The 16,505-nt window shown below is 63.5% G+C and carries 12 protein-coding genes; 6 read left to right on the top strand and 6 right to left on the bottom strand.

Features of this window, described 5'->3' with window-relative positions; genetic code table 11:
- Positions 1–27 precede the first annotated feature (27 nt).
- The 6 genes from folK to thpR all read right to left on the bottom strand — a co-directional run bounded on the left by folK (position 28) and on the right by thpR (position 5,036).
- On the bottom strand, positions 28–516 hold the full coding sequence (gene folK / locus CLM71_RS19460) for a 2-amino-4-hydroxy-6-hydroxymethyldihydropteridine diphosphokinase (protein WP_105232455.1): 489 nt from the start codon (positions 514–516) through the stop codon (positions 28–30).
- Positions 516–1,832 carry a polynucleotide adenylyltransferase PcnB gene (gene pcnB / locus CLM71_RS19455; RefSeq protein ID WP_232251609.1) on the bottom strand — a complete coding sequence of 439 codons (1,317 nt, stop codon included), beginning with the start codon at positions 1,830–1,832 and terminating at the stop codon, positions 516–518. The genes folK and pcnB overlap by 1 nt, the downstream gene beginning before the upstream one ends.
- A 353-nt stretch (positions 1,833–2,185) precedes the next feature.
- Positions 2,186–3,097, bottom strand: a complete 912-nt coding sequence (gene gluQRS, locus CLM71_RS19450; protein WP_105232454.1) for a tRNA glutamyl-Q(34) synthetase GluQRS — start codon at positions 3,095–3,097, stop codon at positions 2,186–2,188.
- Positions 3,098–3,150: 53 nt separating this feature from the next.
- Positions 3,151–3,606: an RNA polymerase-binding protein DksA gene (gene dksA, locus CLM71_RS19445; RefSeq protein WP_015673734.1), complete on the bottom strand. Its 456-nt coding sequence runs from the start codon at positions 3,604–3,606 to the stop codon at positions 3,151–3,153.
- 182 nt (positions 3,607–3,788) lie between these two features.
- Entirely contained in the window at positions 3,789–4,496 is a 708-nt protein-coding gene (gene sfsA, locus CLM71_RS19440; RefSeq protein ID WP_105232453.1) for a DNA/RNA nuclease SfsA, read from the bottom strand.
- A gap of 12 nt (positions 4,497–4,508) precedes the next feature.
- Positions 4,509–5,036: an RNA 2',3'-cyclic phosphodiesterase gene (gene thpR / locus CLM71_RS19435; RefSeq protein ID WP_105232452.1), complete on the bottom strand. Its 528-nt coding sequence runs from the start codon at positions 5,034–5,036 to the stop codon at positions 4,509–4,511.
- Between the two features lie 79 nt (positions 5,037–5,115).
- Here thpR and hrpB point away from each other — a divergent pair, with 79 nt between their 5' ends.
- The 6 genes from hrpB (at position 5,116) to fhuB (ending at position 16,344) form a co-directional block, all read left to right on the top strand.
- Positions 5,116–7,554: an ATP-dependent helicase HrpB gene (gene hrpB, locus CLM71_RS19430; RefSeq protein ID WP_199776389.1), complete on the top strand. Its 2,439-nt coding sequence runs from the start codon at positions 5,116–5,118 to the stop codon at positions 7,552–7,554.
- Positions 7,555–7,655: 101 nt separating this feature from the next.
- A complete protein-coding gene (gene mrcB, locus CLM71_RS19425) occupies positions 7,656–10,169 on the top strand; it encodes a bifunctional glycosyl transferase/transpeptidase (RefSeq protein ID WP_105232451.1) in 2,514 nt (837 codons plus the stop codon).
- 249 nt (positions 10,170–10,418) lie between these two features.
- Entirely contained in the window at positions 10,419–12,617 is a 2,199-nt protein-coding gene (gene fhuA, locus CLM71_RS19420) for a ferrichrome porin FhuA (RefSeq protein WP_105232450.1), read from the top strand.
- 48 nt (positions 12,618–12,665) lie between these two features.
- Positions 12,666–13,463 carry a Fe3+-hydroxamate ABC transporter ATP-binding protein FhuC gene (fhuC, locus tag CLM71_RS19415; protein WP_105232449.1) on the top strand — a complete coding sequence of 266 codons (798 nt, stop codon included), beginning with the start codon at positions 12,666–12,668 and terminating at the stop codon, positions 13,461–13,463.
- Positions 13,463–14,359 (top strand): Fe(3+)-hydroxamate ABC transporter substrate-binding protein FhuD, encoded by an 897-nt coding sequence (fhuD, locus tag CLM71_RS19410; RefSeq protein ID WP_105232448.1) that lies wholly within the window; start codon positions 13,463–13,465, stop codon positions 14,357–14,359. Before fhuC ends, fhuD begins: the two co-directional genes overlap by 1 nt.
- Positions 14,356–16,344, top strand: coding sequence for a Fe(3+)-hydroxamate ABC transporter permease FhuB (gene fhuB, locus CLM71_RS19405; RefSeq protein WP_105232447.1), 1,989 nt, complete (start codon positions 14,356–14,358; stop codon positions 16,342–16,344). The genes fhuD and fhuB overlap by 4 nt, the downstream gene beginning before the upstream one ends.
- Positions 16,345–16,505: the final 161 nt, after the last annotated feature.

Raw genomic sequence — 16,505 nt, 5'->3', positions numbered from 1 at the left:
CCGGCGCGACGCCCGTGGTCATGGGCGTCAGGCCGAGTGCCACAGCGTCATGCCGTTCATCGGCACACGCTGCAGGCAGGCGGCCAGCGGTTCGCCGTCCGGCAGAATCAGGTCGGGGGCGATTTCCGCCAGCGGGTAGAGCATAAACTCGCGCTCTTTCAGGCCATAATGCGGCACCGTCAGGCGCTCGCTGTCAATCACGCTGTCGCCGTACAGCAGCATATCGAGGTCGAGCGTACGCGGCCCCCAGCGCTCATCCTTGCGCACCCGCCCCTGGTTGCGCTCAATCTCCTGCGTGTGATCGAGCAGCTGTTCGGCGGGCAGCAGCGTATCCAGCGCCGCCACGGCGTTGAGAAAGTCCGGCTGGTTCTGCGGCCCCAGCGGTTTGGTGCGGTAGAACGATGAACAGGCGATCAGCCGGCTGCGCGGGAGATGCTCCAGCGCCTCCAGCGCGGCGTGAACCTGTTGCAGCGGCTGCGCCAGGTTGCTGCCCAGCGCGATATAAACGCGGATCATTATGCCCCTTCTTTACGCGGCGCGCGGCGGCGCGGCCGGCGCTGACGTGAACGGCGCGGCGCGGGATCGTCGCCCAGCGAGCTGAGCATGGTTTTTTGTCGCGCCGGCGTCGCATCCTGGAACTCGGCCCACCATTCGGTCAGGCGCTGCATCTCCGGGTTGTTCTCCACCTGGGCGCGCAGCGCCAGCAGATCGTAGGCGGCGCGGAATTTCGGATGTTCCATCAGCTTGTGCGCACGCTTGCCCTGACGACGCGACAGACGCAGCTGCAGCTGCCAGATATCGCGCACCAGCGTGGTGATGCGTTTCGGGATCGCCAGCGAGCGGCACTGCTCGTCCAGCACGTCGTTCATCGCCAGCGCGAAGGCGTCGTAATAGGCCAGGCCGCTCTCCTGCGCCAGTTTCTGCGCGTGCTCCAGCAGCGGATACCACAGCATGGCGGCGAACAGAAACGCCGGGTTGACGCGCATATTGTTCTGCAGACGGTGGTCGGTGTTTTTCAGCACCTGCACCAGAATACGCTCCATCGGCGTATTGTGGTTCGGCGTGAACTGACGGGCGATCAGCGGGAACAGCGGCTGGAACAGCTGGTATTCGCACAGTTTCAGGTAGGTCTGGAAGCCGTAGCCGGACTGCAGCAGCTTCAGCGACTCTTCAAACAGGCGCGCCGGCGGAATATCGTGCAGCAGCGACGCCAGGCGCGGAATCGGCTCGGCGGTTTCTTCGCTGATGGTCATATCTAGCTTGGCGGCGAAGCGCACCGCGCGCAGCATGCGCACCGGGTCTTCGCGGTAGCGGGTTTCCGGATCGCCAATCAGGCGAATCACGCCCTGTTGCAGATCGCGCAGGCCGCCGACATAGTCGCGCAGGGCGAAGTCCGCTACGCCGTAGTACAGGCTGTTGATGGTGAAGTCGCGACGCTGGGCGTCTTCCTCAATGGAACCGAAGATATTGTCGCGTAGCAGCATGCCGCTTTGGGCCTGCTGGGAGGAATTCTTGTCGTGCTCCGGATTCTGCTCATGATGGCCGCGGAACGTGGCGACCTCAATGATTTCCGGCCCGAACATCACGTGCGCCAGACGGAAGCGGCGGCCGACCAGACGGCAGTTGCGGAACAGCTTGCGTACCTGCTCCGGCGTGGCGTTGGTGGTGATATCAAAGTCTTTTGGTTTCTTACCCAGCAGCAAATCGCGTACGCCGCCGCCGACCAGGTAGGCTTCAAAGCCGGACTTATTCAGGCGGTACAGCACCTTCAGGGCGTTTTCACTGATATCTTTACGCGAAATCGCATGCTGCTCACGTGGGATCACGGTCATAGGGCGCGTTCCCTCGGCGGCGGATGACGGCGCGCGCTTACGCGGCGCAGGGCGACGGCCGGCATGCTCCCGGCCTTTATCGGCGGAACGCTGGCGCGGCGCGGCAGGCTTCTGGGCGTCGGCGCGCTCTGTGCGAACCGGCTCGTGATTGTTGGCCGGCGCATCATCGCGGGCTGATTTGTCGTCGCCGATGAGTACCTTACGGCAGAAATTGGCTACTCGGGTAAAAATGGTACACCTCGATAGTGACGGATAAAAATGGCGCTCCCTTGCCGATGGCAAACCACAGCCGTATGGGGTTGCTGTGGTTTGACATCACTCGGGCTTATAAAAAAATAGCGGCTAATCATAGCTCACCATGGCGCCTTTGAGAATGCCGTTATGTTTTGCGGCAGGGCGAGAGCGGTCTGACGCGGCACCTTTGCCAGCGTCCAGTTTTCTATTGCCCAGCTCAATAATAACGGCAGATCAAGATCTTGCCAGCTTTCCGGCAGCGGTTGCTGCAAAAAATGCAGCGCGGCGATCAGCACCGGTCGCGGATCGCCGTCTGGCAACGGCGGCGCGTGATTTTGCTTCGACAGCTTCAGTCCCTGATTCCCCAGCGCCAGCGGCAGGTGGATATAATCCGGCACCGGCGCCTGCAGTTGACGGTACAGCGCTATCTGGCGCACCGTCGGTTCAATCAGGTCGGCGCCGCGCACGATTTCCGTCACGCCCTGAAAATGGTCGTCGACCACCACCGCCAGGTTATAGGCGAACAGGCCGTCGCGCCGGCGGATGATAAAATCCTCCTGCGCCAGCGCCGGGTCGGCGTGCAGCTCGCCCTGCAGGCCGTCGTGGAAGCCGTAGACCGGCGCGCTCTGCCGCAGGCGGATGGCGGCGTTCTGCGGGCCGAGGCGCAGCGCGCGGCAGTGGCCGTCGTACAGGCCGCCCGCCTGCTGAATACGGCTGCGGGTGCAGGTGCAGTAATAGCTGAGCCCCTGGCGTTGCAGCCAGTCCAGCGCGGCGCGGTAGGCATCGTGACGTTGGGATTGATAGAGAACCTGGCCGTCCCAGTGGAGGCCATAGTGGTCGAGCGTGGTCAGAATACGGTCGGCGGCACCGGCGACTTCGCGCGGCGGATCGATATCTTCAATGCGAAGCAGCCACTGCCCGTGGCGGGCGCGGGCCTGCAGAAAACTTCCCAGGGCGGCGATCAGCGAACCGAAGTGCAGATCCCCGGAAGGAGAGGGGGCAAAACGCCCCACATAATGACTTTCTGGCATAATAACTCTGTGCGGCGCGCTGGTATTGCGCGCCGCGGGTAATAACGACTGAATCAGCCGGCCATCTGCTTTTCGCGGATCTCGGCCAGGGTTTTACAGTCGATGCACAAATCGGCAGTCGGACGCGCTTCAAGGCGACGAATGCCAATCTCTACGCCGCAGGATTCGCAGAAGCCGAAATCATCGTCTTCTACTTTCTTCAGCGTTTTCTCGATCTTTTTGATCAGTTTGCGTTCACGGTCGCGGTTACGCAGTTCGAGGCTGAATTCCTCTTCCTGAGTGGCGCGGTCCGCGGGATCAGGAAAGTTTGCTGCCTCTTCCTGCATGTGCGACACGGTACGGTCTACTTCGTCCCTGAGCTGGTTGCGCCAAGCTTCAAGAATGCGCTTGAAATGCGACAGCTGGGCGTCGTTCATATACTCTTCGCCCGGCTTCTCTTGATACGGCTCCACCCCAGCGATGGCGAGAATGCTCAAGGACGAGGTTTTACGGTTTTGCCCTTCTTGCATGTTGCTTCTCCTACATACACACGCACTATCGAATCCCCAATGCGGGGGAAAAACAGGCCGCTATAAATAACAGATGGTGAGTAGGTTGGCAATTATTCCTGTCGCCCGCTTGACAATGGTGTGAAGGAAGGCGTATTTGGCGATCTAATAATCGGCAGCCGATTTATTGGCGGCCTGACTATCTAATCGATAAAAAACGGTAACTTATCGGTGAGACTGATACCGTCAGGTGATAATTTAGCCCCATAACACACCACTTCTACTCCCGCCTGCTGAACCTGAGCCAACAGTGCCGCATAATGCGCATCTATATGATGAGCCGGGGCGACCTGGTCAATACCGCTGTGTAACACGGCAAAAAACAAGACCGCCCGCTGCCCGCTGTCGACCACGTTTTGCAGCTCGCGCAGATGCTTCTGGCCCCTGAGCGTCACGGCGTCAGGAAAGTAACCACGTTGTTGTTGCAGTAACGTGACAGACTTAACTTCAATATAGCAGTTAACCCGATTTTCTGCCTGTAATAACAAATCGATACGGCTGTTTTCGCTGCCGTATTTCACTTCGCTGCCAATTTTACTGTAACCAGATAATTCACTGATTAAATTGCGCTCAATTGCCTCGCGCACCAGCGCGTTGGCGCGCAGGGTATTGACGCAGATCCAATCCCCCTGTTGGGTGTGCGTCAGCTCCCAGCTGTGGGCGTATTTGCGCTTGGGGTTGTCCGAAGTGGAATACCAGACGGTATCGCCGGGGGTGGCGCAGCCGGTCATGGCGCCGGTGTTGGCGCAGTGCAGGGTAAAGGTTTCGCCCTGCGGCGTGACGACGTCGGCCAGAAAGCGCTTGTAACGTTTAATCAGGGTGGCGGATTGCAGCGGTGGCGTAAATTGCATGCGGTGTCTGTCCTAACTGAGCGCCCACTGTTCCAGCGGGTGGTAACGGGTGCGGCCGTTGTCAAACGACGACTGGTATAAGGAAAAATGCGTGACCGGCAGGCTCCAGCCTGGCGTGGCCGGCGGCAGCGCCACCGGGCGCACGGCGGCGCGCAGCAGGGTGATATGCGGGTGAAACGGCAGCGGGCTCTGATAACAGCCGCTGCGCGCCGCCTGCGAGCGCAGCATCTCCGCCAGCTGCAGCAGCCCGCGCGGCGCGCGTTTGCAACCGAGCCAGACCACGCCGGGGCGCGGCCAGTGACCGAGATCGTCAAGCTGCAGGCTGAATCCGGGCTGGCTGATGCGTCCCGCCAGCCTTTTTAGCGCCGCCTCTTTCTGGCTGCTGACCTCACCGAGAAACGCCAGCGTCAGGTGCAGATTAGCGGCGGCAACCGGTCGGCCGTCCTGCGGCGCAAAGGCGTCGGCGCGCCAGCGGATGACCTGCTGCTGCAGGCTGTCCGGTAAGGGCAGGGCAAAAAACAGACGGCGCGAACTGGACATGTTTCCTCGGTAACTGAATGAATCTCTGGGCGCAATGCTACAATGAGCGCCGTTGATTAACTACCCCGTGGAGCGTTTTGTGTCTTTATTGCCCGTCAGCCAGGTGTTGGATGAATTGCTTGCCGCGCTGCGCAGCGCGCCGCAGGTGTTGCTGCATGCGCCGACCGGCGCCGGTAAATCCACCTGGCTGCCGCTGCAGATCCTGCGGCAGGCTGGCCTGCCGGGGCGAATCATCATGCTGGAGCCGCGGCGTCTGGCGGCGAAAAACGTCGCTTATCGCCTGGCGCAGCAGCTGGGTGAGGAGCCGGGCCAGACGGTGGGCTACCGCATGCGCGCAGAAAGTAAAAGCGGGCCGCAGACGCGTCTGGAGGTGGTCACCGAAGGCATTCTGACCCGCATGCTGCAGCAGGACGCGGAGCTGCAGGGCGTCTCGCTGGTGATTCTGGATGAGTTTCATGAACGCAGCCTGCAGGCTGATTTGGCGCTGGCGCTGCTGCTGGACGTGCAGCAGGGGCTGCGCGACGATCTGAAGCTGCTGATTATGTCGGCGACGCTGGATAACGCCCGTCTGTCGCAGCTGCTGCCGGACGCGCCGGTGGTGGTATCGCAGGGGCGCAGTTTCCCGGTGGCGCGCCACTATCAGCCGCTGGCCAGTCATCAGCGGCTGGAGGACGGCGTCGCCTCGGCGGTGAAACGCCTGCTGGCGGAGCAGCCTGGCTCGCTGTTGCTGTTTTTGCCGGGCGTGGCGGAAATTCAGCGGGTGATGGAGCGTCTGCAGGGTGAAGTCGCCGGCGATGTCGACCTGTGCCCGCTGTACGGCGCGTTGCCGCTGGCGCAGCAGCAGCGGGCGATTCAGCCGGCCGTCGCCGGGCGGCGTAAGGTGGTGCTGGCGACCAATATTGCCGAAACCAGCCTGACGATTGAGGGCATCCGGCTGGTGGTGGACAGCGGTCTGGAACGCACGGCGCGCTACGATGTGCGTAACGGCCTGACGCGCCTGATGACGCAGCGCATCAGTCAGGCGTCGATGGTGCAGCGCGCAGGGCGCGCCGGTCGTCTGGAGGAGGGGGTCTGCTGGCATCTGTGTGCCAAAGAGCAGGCCGAGCGCGCCGCCGAGTACGCCGAGCCGGAAATCATGCACAGCGATCTCGGCGCTTTCTGGCTGGAGCTGCTGCAGTGGGGCTGCGTTGACGCCGGCCAGCTGAACTGGCTGGATCTGCCGCCGACTGCGGCGCTGGCGGCGGCTCAGCGGCTGTTGCAGACGCTGGGCGCCACCGATGAACAGGGCAGGCTGACGGCAGACGGACGCCGGATGGCGACGCTCGGCTGTGAACCTCGGTTGGCGGCGATGCTGTGCGCCGGCGCGGCGCTGGGGGAGGACGGCCTGGCGACCGCCGCGCTGCTGGCCGCCCTGCTGGAAGAGCCGCCGCGCAGCGGACAGCTGGATATGGATTACTGGCTCAGCCGACCGCAGCCGAACTGGCAGCGGCGCGCCCGCCAACTGACGCAGCGCCTGAAGGGGCGCGGCGGCCATGTGGACGCCACGCTGGCGCCGCAGCTGCTGGCGCACGCCTTTGCCGACCGCATTGCCCAGCGTCGCGGGCAGGACGGCCGCTACCTGCTGGCAAACGGCATGGGGGCGGCGATGAACCAGGACGAGGCGCTGTCGCGCGCGCCGTGGCTGATCGCGCCGGCGCTGCTGCAGGGGGCGAACAGCCCGGATGCGCGCATTTTGCTGGCGCTGCCGGTGGACGTCGAACGGCTGGCGGCGCAGCGGCCGGAGATTGCCCACCAGCGCACCGCGGTGGAGTGGGATGAGGAAAAAGGCACATTGCGCGCCTGGCAGCGTCTGCAGATTGGCCGTTTGACGCTGCGCGCCCGGCCGTTGGCGAAACCGGCGGATGAGGAGCTGCAGCAGGCGCTGGTCGACTGGGTGCGTGGCCAGGGCTTATCGGTGCTGAACTGGGAGGGCGCCGCCGGCCAGCTGCGCGCGCGTCTGCAGTGCGCCCGGGAGTGGTTGCCGGAGGCCAACTGGCCGGCGGTGGACGACGAGGCGCTGTTGGCGGGGCTGGAGCAGTGGCTGCTGCCGGCGCTCGGCGGGGTGCGCGATCTGCGCGGTTTGCGGCAGGTCAATCTCGCCGAGGCGCTGGGCAACCTGCTGGAGTGGCAACAAAAACAGCGGCTGGATAATGCGCTGCCCACTCATTACACTGTGCCGACCGGCAGCCGCCTGCCGATCCGCTATGAGGCCGGCAAGCCGCCGCTGCTGCCGGTGCGTTTACAGGAGATGTTCGGCGAGCGGCACAGCCCGATGCTGGCGGAGGGTCGCATCGCGGTGGTGCTTGAGTTACTCTCTCCGGCGCACCGGCCGCTGCAGATTACTGCCGATCTGGCGGCGTTCTGGCAGGGCGCCTACCGGGAAGTACAAAAAGAGATGAAAGGGCGCTACCCGAAGCACGTCTGGCCCGATGACCCGGCCAATGCGCTGCCGACGCGGCGCACCAAGAAGTATCAGTAGCTGAATTCGGATGTTTCTTCTGTTCAGCCGGCTGATGCGGGAACAGATTAAGCACAAACTTTCACGGCCATCCTGGCCGTGCAGCGTGGAGAGTAACAGCAATGGCCGGGGATGACCGCGAGCCCATCGGGCGCAAAGGGAAACCACCCAAGCGCAGCGCGCCGCGCAGGCCGCCGCGCCGTCGTCTGGATGACGACGATGATGACTACCAAGCAAATAACTTTCAGGATGAGTATGACGATGATGAATATAACGACGAGGAAGAACGCATGCCGCGTAAGGTAAAGGCCGCGCCGCCTCGTAAGAAACGCCGTTGGCTCGGCTTGATGCTGAAAATCATACTGGTGATCGCCGTGCTGCTGGCCGGTTACGGCGTCTATCTGGATTCGCAGATCCGCAGCCGCATCGACGGCAAGGTCTGGCAGCTGCCGGCGGCGGTGTATGGCCGTATGGTCAACCTGGAACCCGGCATGCCGTACAGCAAAGGCGAAATGGTCAAGCTGCTGGAGGGGATGCAGTACCGCCAGGTCAGCCGGATGACGCGCCCGGGCGAGTTTACCGTGAAGGCCAACAGCATTGAGATGCTGCGCCGTCCGTTTGATTTCCCTGACGGTAAAGAGGGGCAGATTCGCGCCCGTCTCGACTTCCAGAATAACCGTCTGGCGAAGATCGAAAACCTGGATAACCAGCGCAGCTTCGGCTTCTTCCGCCTGGATCCGCGCTTGATCACCATGCTGCAGTCGCCGAACGGCGAGCAGCGTCTGTTCGTACCGCGCAGCGGCTTCCCCGATCTGCTGGTGGACACGCTGATTGCCACCGAAGACCGCCACTTCTACGAGCATGACGGCATCAGCCCTTACTCGATCGGCCGTGCGGTGCTGGCTAACCTGACCGCCGGCCGCGCGGTGCAGGGCGGCAGTACCCTGACCCAGCAGCTGGTGAAGAACCTATTCCTGACCAACGAGCGTTCGCTGTGGCGTAAGGCCAATGAAGCCTATATGGCGCTGCTGGTGGACTACCGTTACAGCAAAGACCGCATTCTGGAGCTGTATCTGAACGAGGTGTACCTCGGCCAGAGCGGCAGCGACCAGATCCGCGGCTTCCCGCTGGCCAGCCTGTATTACTTCGGCCGTCCGGTGGATGAGCTGAGCCTCGACCAGCAGGCGCTGCTGGTGGGGATGGTGAAAGGGGCGTCGCTGTACAACCCGTGGCGCAACCCGAAACTGGCGCTGGAGCGCCGCAACCTGGTGCTGAAGCTGTTGCAGAACCAGGGCGTGATTGACGCGGAGCTGTATAACATGCTCAGCGCGCGTCCGCTGGGCGTTCAGCCGAAGGGCGGGGTGATCACACCGCAGCCGGCCTTTATGCAGTTGGTGCGTCAGGAGTTGCAGAGCAAGCTGGGGGACAAGGTGAATGACCTGTCCGGCGTGAAGATCTTCACCACTCTGGATCCGGTGTCGCAGGACGCGGCGGAGAAAGCGGTGGAAGCCGGCGTGCCGGCGCTGCGCGCTGCGCGTCACGTGAAAGATCTGGAGGCGGCAATGGTGATCGTCGACCGCTTCAGCGGGGAAGTCCGCGCGATGGTCGGCGGTGCCGAACCGCAGTACGCCGGCTTTAACCGTGCGCTGCAGGCCCGCCGTCTGGTGGGGTCGCTGGCCAAGCCGCCGACCTATCTGACCGCGCTGTCCGAGCCGGACAAGTACCGCCTGAACACCTGGCTGGCGGATGCGCCGCTGTCGCTCAAGCAGCCGAACGGCAGCGTCTGGCAGCCGAATAACTACGATCGCCGTTTCCGCGGCAAGGTGATGCTGGTGGATGCGCTGGCGCACTCGCTGAACGTGCCGACGGTAAATCTGGGGATGGCTGTCGGGCTGGATCAGATCAGCGCCACGCTGCAGCGCCTGGGCATTCCGAAGTCGGAAATCAATCCGGTGCCGTCCATGCTGCTGGGGGCTATCGGCCTGACGCCGATGGAAGTGGCGCAGGAGTACCAGACCATTGCCGGCGGCGGCAACCGTGCGCCGCTGTCTGCGGTGCGTTCGGTGATTGCCGAAGACGGCAGCGTACTGTACCGCAGCTTCCCGCAGGCGGAGCGAGTGGTACCGGCGCAGGCGGCCTATCTGACGCTGTACGCCATGCAGCAGGGTGTGGCGCGCGGTACCTCGCGTTCACTGTCGGTGAAGTTCCCGAACTATCATCTGGCGGCGAAAACCGGTACCACCAACGATCTGCGCGACAGCTGGTTTGCCGGCGTTGACGGCAAGGAAGTGGCGATCGCCTGGGTTGGGCGCGATAACAACGGCCCGGCCAAGCTGACCGGCTCCAACGGCGCGCTGACGCTGTATCGCCGCTATCTGGAAAACCAGACGCCGCTGCCGTTGCAGCTGCAGGCGCCGGAAGGGATCAACCAGATGAGCATTGATTCCGACGGTAACTTCCTGTGCGGCGGGGGCGGTTGGCGCACCATCCCGGTGTGGACCGATAACCCGGACGGCCTGTGTCAGGCCAGCCAGGCCGCGTTGCAGCAGCAACAGCAACAGGAACAGCAGACGCAAGAAGAGCAGAAAGGCTCCGACGGTGTCGCCGGCTGGATCAAGGATATGTTCGGCCAGTAAGGCCGCAGCGATAACGGCGGCCGCGACCGGCGGCGCGCCGATGCTAAAAACCCGTAACGGACGTTGCGGGTTTTTTTATTTTTCCGCTTAAGTTATTTCCATAGGGTTAACGGGGCTGAATCAGGTGACGGCCGTGGATTAGCGCGCCGAAATGCGCTTGCAGTTAAACTTCCCTTCTGCATAAAATGCGACGCTTATAATAATTATTATCGTTTACATTCTTCATTTAAATACATCAGAGAAACTAACATGGCTACCAAGCGTCCATCACCATCACCAACGGCGTTCAACCGTTTCCCCGTGCGCGGCAGCGCGATAGCCATCGCCGCCGCCCTGAGCGCCCTCAGCCTGTCGGTGCAGGCCGCCGAGAATAAAGCGGCCGGAGCAAAAGAAGATACCCTGACCGTGGTCGGCAGCAGTAACCGGCAGCAGGAAAGCGCCTGGGGCCCGGTCGGCACCTATGCCGCCAAGCACAGCGCCACCGGCACCAAAACCGATACCCCGCTGGTGAAAACGCCGCAGTCGGTCTCGGTGGTAACGCGCGAAGAGATGGAGATGCGCCAGTCGGAGACGGTGAAAAGCGCGCTGGGTTACACGCCGGGCGTGATGGTCGGCAACCGCGGCGCGTCCACCGCCTATGACTCGGTCAATATCCGCGGCTTCAGCTCGGTCGGCACCAATCTCTATCTGGACGGCCTGAAACTGCAGGACGACAACTACTCGATCTATCAGGTTGATCCCTATTTCCTGGAGCGCGCCGAAGTGCTGCGCGGGCCGGTTTCCGTCCTGTACGGTAAAAGTAACCCGGGCGGTCTGGTGTCGCTGGTCAGCAAACGGCCGACCGGCGAAGAGCTGCGTGAAGTGCAGTTCAAGATGGGCACCGATAACCTGTTCCAGACCGGCTTTGACTTCGGCGGCACGCTGGACGACGACGGCGTTTACTCCTACCGCCTGACCGGGCTGGCGCGCAGCGAAGACCAGCAGCAGGTGGGGGAACAATCCAAGCGTTATGCCATCGCGCCTTCCTTCAGCTGGCGGCCGGACGATCGCACCACCTTTACCCTGCTGAGCAGTTTCCAGGACGATCCTGACGTCGGCTACTACGGCTGGCTGCCGAAAGAGGGCACGGTGGAAAACGGCGTCAACGGCAAGCTGCCGACCAGCTTTAACGACGGCGAGCCGGGCTACAACAACATCTCGCGCAAGCAGCAGATGATCGGCTACAGCTTCGAGCATGCCTTTAACGACACCTGGAGCGTGCGGCAGAACCTGCGCTACTCCAAGATGGACGTCGACTACCGCTCCATCTACGGCCTCGGCATCAGCCCGACCAACCCGAGCGAGCTGACGCGCGGCGTGATGAACTCCAAAGAGCATCTGTCCAGCTTTGCGGTTGATAGCCAGGCGCAGGCCAAATTCGCCACCGGCGATGTGGATCACACCCTGCTGATGGGCGTCGACTATATGCGTATGCGCAACGATATCGTGTATGAATACGGCACGGCGTCCAACCTCAACGTGGTGGCGCCGAACTACGGCAACGACAGCTACACCATCAACGGCAGCGCCAACCAGGTGAACCGTCAGGAACAGACCGGCCTCTACCTGCAGGATCAGGCGGAATGGAACAACTGGGTGCTGACGTTGGGCGGCCGCTACGACTGGAGCCAGACCTCCACCACCAACCGCGCGGCGCAGAATACGCGCAGCGAGCAGAACGACAGTGAGTTTACCGGCCGCGCCGGGCTGAACTATGTGTTCGACAACGGCATTGCGCCGTACTTCAGCTACAGCGAGTCGTTTGAACCGACCGCCGGCACCGACGCCTTCGGCAAACCGTTCTCGCCGTCGAAGGGCAAACAGTATGAAGCCGGGGTGAAATATGCGCCGGAGAACCGGCCGATCACCGCCAGCGTGGCGCTGTACCAGCTGACCAAGACCAACAACAAGGTGGCCTACCCGGACAACCCGGTGTTCAGCATCCAGGGTGGTGAAATCCGTTCCCGCGGCGTAGAAGTCGAAGCCAAGGCGGCGCTGTCGGCCAACGTCAACGTGCTGGGCTCGTACACCTATACCGACGCCGAGTACACCAAAGACACCACCAATCAGGGCCATACGCCGGCGGCGATTCCGAAACATATGGCGTCGCTGTGGGCGGATTACACCTTCCATGAAACCGCGCTGAGCGGCCTGACGCTCGGCTCCGGCGTGCGCTATGTCGGCTCCAGCTACGGCGACGAAGCGAACACCTTTAAAGTGAAAGACTACACGGTGGTCGATGCGGCGGTGAAATACGATCTGGCACGATTCAACCTGCCGGGTTCATCCGTTGGCATTAATATCAACAACCTGTTTGATAAAGAGTACGTCTCCAGCTGCTTCAATACCTACGGTTGCTACTGGGGCGCGGAACGTCAGGTGGTTGCGACCGCAACTTTCCGTTTCTAACCGGACAACCCCGGAGCGGCCGCGCTGCTCCGGGTAAAAATAGGGCCTATGCAGGATAAACATCTTCTCCAAGAGGCGACGTTCACGCTGGATAACGTGAGCTTCGCCGTCCCCGGCCGCATACTGCTGCAACCGCTGTCATTGACCTTTCCGCACGGCAAGGTCTGCGGGCTGATCGGCCATAACGGCTCTGGTAAATCCACGCTATTGAAAATTCTCGGCCGTCACCAGGCGGCGACCGGCGGGCAGGTCTTGCTGAACGATACGCCGCTGGCGCAGTGGGACAGCAAGGCGTTCGCCCGCGAAGTGGCCTATCTGCCGCAGCAACTGCCGGCCGCCGAAGGCATGACGGTGCGCGAACTGGTGGCCATCGGCCGTTACCCGTGGCACGGCGCGCTGGGACGCTTTTCCGCCGCCGATCGTCAGCACGTTGAAGAGGCGATCGCGCTGGTGGGCTTAAAACCGCTGGCCGGCAGGCTGGTGGACAGCCTGTCCGGCGGCGAACGTCAGCGCGCCTGGCTGGCGATGCTGGTGGCGCAGGACAGCCGCTGCCTGCTGCTGGACGAGCCGACCTCGGCGCTGGATATCGCCCATCAGGTGGAAGTGCTGGCGTTGATTCAGCGTCTGAGCCGCGAGCGCGGCCTGACGGTGATCGCGGTGCTGCACGATATCAATATGGCCGCCCGCTACTGTGACCATCTGGTGGCGCTGCGCGGCGGAGAAATGATCGCTCAGGGCGCGCCGCTGGAACTGATGCAGGGGCCGGTGCTGGAGCAGATCTACGGCATTCCGATGGGCACGCTGCCGCATCCGAGCGGCGGTTCACCGGTGAGCTTTGTCTACTGATGCATGATATGTCTTTTGATCCCTTCCGCCGCCGCCTGCTGGCGGCGCTGGCGCTGTCGCCGCTGCTGACCTCGCTGCCGGGCCGCGCTGCCGCGCCGCCTGATCTGGGGCGCATTGTGGCGCTGGAATGGCTGCCGGCCGAACTGCTGCTGGCGCTGGGCGTAACGCCGCAGGCGGTGGCCGATATTCATAACTACAACCTGTGGGTGCGTGAGCCGGCTCTGCCGGCGACGGTGGTTGACGCCGGCCAGCGCACCGAACCCAATCTGGAGCTGCTGCAACAGCTGCAGCCGTCGCTGGTGCTGCTGTCGCAGGGCTATGGCCCGTCGCCGCAGCTGTTGGCGCCGATTGCGCCGACCATGGAGTTCGCCTTTAACGACGGCAGCGGCAAACCGCTGACCGTCGCCAAAAACTCGCTGCGTCAGCTGGCGCAGCGGCTGGGGCTGGAAAGCCGCGCCGAGCGGCATCTGCAGCACTTTGACGCCTTCATCAGCGACGCGCGCCGGCGGCTGCAGGATTACACCCTCCAGCCGCTGCTGCTGTTCTCGCTGATCGATAACCGCCACGCGCTGGTGATCGGCCATCAGAGCCTGTTCCAGCAGGTGATGGACCAGCTCGGCATCGCCAACGCCTGGGCAGGGGAGACCAACTTTTGGGGCTCGGCGATCGTCGGTATTGAACGTCTGGCGGCGGTGAAAAATGCGCGGGCAATCTATTTCGATCACGGCAATCAGCGGATGCTGGCGCAGGTGAGCGCGACGCCGCTGTGGCAGTCGCTGCCGTTTGTGCGTCAGCAGCAGCTGCGTCGGGTGCCGGCGGTCTGGCTGTACGGCGCCACGCTGTCTGCTATGCGCTTTTGCCGACTGCTGGAACAGGCACAGGAGGCGCGCGCATGAATCACAGACTGCGTATTTTACCGATCGCGCTTCTGGCGTTGCTGGCGGCCGCCGCCGGCGGTCTGAGCGTCTTTAACCTGTTGCAGCAGCTGCCGCTGGCGCAGTGGGGGCAGGCGCTGCGGGCGCCGGACATCGATAACGTGCAGCAGATGGTGTTCCATTACAGCCTGCTGCCGCGCCTGTGCATTGCATTGCTGGCCGGCGCCGGCCTGGGGCTGGTGGGCGTGCTGTTCCAGCAGGTGCTGCGCAACCCGCTGGCCGAGCCGGCGACGCTCGGCGTTTCAGCCGGTGCGCAGCTGGGGCTGACTATCGCCACGCTGTGGATGCTGCCGGGCGGCGAGCTGACCGAACAGCTGGCCGCGATGGCCGGTGCGATCGTGGTGGGCGCGCTGGTGTTCGGCGTGGCCTGGGGCAAGCGGATGTCGCCGGTGACACTGATTCTGGCCGGTCTGGTGCTGGGGCTGTACTGCGGCGCGGTCAGCAGCCTGCTGGCGCTGTTTAACTATGAACAGCTGCAGGGGCTGTTCCTGTGGAGCACCGGTTCGCTGAACCAGCAGGACTGGAGCGCAGTGCAGTTTATCCTGCCGCGTCTGCTGCTGGCGGCCTTATTGGCCGCGCTGCTGATCCGCCCGCTGACCCTGCTGGGACTGGATGACGGCGTCGCGCGCAACCTGGGACTGGGGCTGGCGCTTGCCCGCTTCAGCGCGCTGGCGCTGGCGATCGTGTTCAGCGCCATGTTGGTCAATGCGGTGGGGGTGATCGGCTTTATCGGCCTGTTCGCGCCGCTGATGGCCAAAATGCTGGGGGCGCGCCGGCTGGCGCATCGGATGATGCTGGCGCCGCTGCTGGGGGCGCTGCTGCTGTGGCTGACCGACCAGCTGATGGTGTGGCTGGCGCTGGTCTGGCGTGAAATTCCGACCGGCGCCGCCACCGCCCTGATTGGCGCGCCGCTGCTGTTGTGGCTGCTGCCGCGCCTGCGCAGCGCCGCTACGCCGCCGCCGATGAACCTGGGCGACCGGGTGCCGGCCGAGCGTCAGCATCTGCCGCGCTGGCTGGTGCTGGGCGGCGCGCTGTTGCTGGCCGGGCTGGCGGTGGCGCTGATGCTGGGGAAAAACGCCGCCGGCTGGCACTGGAGCGTCGGCACGGAGTTTGAATCGCTGTGGCCGTGGCGCTGGCCGCGGGTGCTGTCGGCGCTGGCGGCGGGCGTGATGCTGGCGGTGGCGGGGACGCTGATTCAAAAGCTGACCGGCAACCCGATGGCCAGCCCGGAAGTGCTCGGCATCAGCTCCGGCGCGGCATTCGGCGTGGTGGTGATGATGTTTATCGTGCCGGGCGATGCCTTTGTCTGGCTGCTGCCGGCGGGCAGCCTAGGGGCGGCGCTGACGCTGCTGGTGATTACCGTGGTCGCCGGACGCGGCGGCTTCTCGACTGAGCGGATGTTGCTGGCGGGGATTGCGCTCAGCACCGCGTTCACCACCACCATCTATCTGCTGCTGGCCAGCGGCGACCCGCGTATGGGCGGCCTGTTGACCTGGATTTCCGGCTCGACCTATGCGGTAACCGGGGCGCAGGCGATCCGCACCGCGCTGATTGCCGCGCTGCTGGTGCTGCTGGCGCCGCTGTGCCGCCGCTGGCTGACCATCCTGCCGCTGGGCGGCGCGACGGCGCGTTCGGTCGGCATCGCGCTGACGCCGGTGCGCCTGAGCATTCTGCTGCTGGCGGCGACGCTGACCGCGATGGCGACGCTGACCGTCGGCCCGCTCAGTTTTGTCGGCCTGATGGCGCCGCATATGGCGCGTATGCTGGGCTTCCGCCGCGCGCTGCCGCAGATGCTGATTGCCGCACTGCTGGGTGGTTTGCTGATGGTGTTTGCCGACTGGTGCGGACGGATGGTGCTGTTCCCTTACCAAATCCCGGCCGGCCTGCTGGCGACCTTTATCGGCGCGCCGTATTTCGTCTATCTGCTGCGCAGGCAGACCGCGTAGCGGCTCCGCCGGATTCTCCTCAAGTGCCCGGCCTACCGTAATGCCGGGCACTTAAGGCTATCAGCATTGTTTTCAAAGGGATATTTTACCTGTTTAGTCCGATCTTTCTCATACTCCCGTACGGTCAGCATTAGCCTTCTGGTCGGTTTTTTTTTGTCAGG

The organism is Serratia sp. MYb239 (genome assembly GCF_002966855.1).
GTDB lineage: Bacteria > Pseudomonadota > Gammaproteobacteria > Enterobacterales > Enterobacteriaceae > Serratia_B > Serratia_B rhizosphaerae.
This window is presented reverse-complemented; position numbering and strand designations above follow the sequence as displayed.

Bases quoted from the DNA above. Each gene is read 5' to 3' on its own strand.
- fhuC (WP_105232449.1), top strand. From the start codon at position 12,666: ATGCAGGATAAACATCTTCTCCAAGAGGCGACGTTCACGCTGGATAAC.
- mrcB (WP_105232451.1), top strand. From the start codon at position 7,656: ATGGCCGGGGATGACCGCGAGCCCATCGGGCGCAAAGGGAAACCACCC.
- folK (WP_105232455.1), bottom strand. From the start codon at position 516: ATGATCCGCGTTTATATCGCGCTGGGCAGCAACCTGGCGCAGCCGCTG.
- dksA (WP_015673734.1), bottom strand. From the start codon at position 3,606: ATGCAAGAAGGGCAAAACCGTAAAACCTCGTCCTTGAGCATTCTCGCC.
- fhuB (WP_105232447.1), top strand. From the start codon at position 14,356: ATGAATCACAGACTGCGTATTTTACCGATCGCGCTTCTGGCGTTGCTG.
- fhuD (WP_105232448.1), top strand. From the start codon at position 13,463: ATGCATGATATGTCTTTTGATCCCTTCCGCCGCCGCCTGCTGGCGGCG.
- gluQRS (WP_105232454.1), bottom strand. From the start codon at position 3,097: ATGCCAGAAAGTCATTATGTGGGGCGTTTTGCCCCCTCTCCTTCCGGG.
- pcnB (WP_232251609.1), bottom strand. From the start codon at position 1,832: ATGACCGTGATCCCACGTGAGCAGCATGCGATTTCGCGTAAAGATATC.
- fhuA (WP_105232450.1), top strand. From the start codon at position 10,419: ATGGCTACCAAGCGTCCATCACCATCACCAACGGCGTTCAACCGTTTC.
- thpR (WP_105232452.1), bottom strand. From the start codon at position 5,036: ATGTCCAGTTCGCGCCGTCTGTTTTTTGCCCTGCCCTTACCGGACAGC.
- sfsA (WP_105232453.1), bottom strand. From the start codon at position 4,496: ATGCAATTTACGCCACCGCTGCAATCCGCCACCCTGATTAAACGTTAC.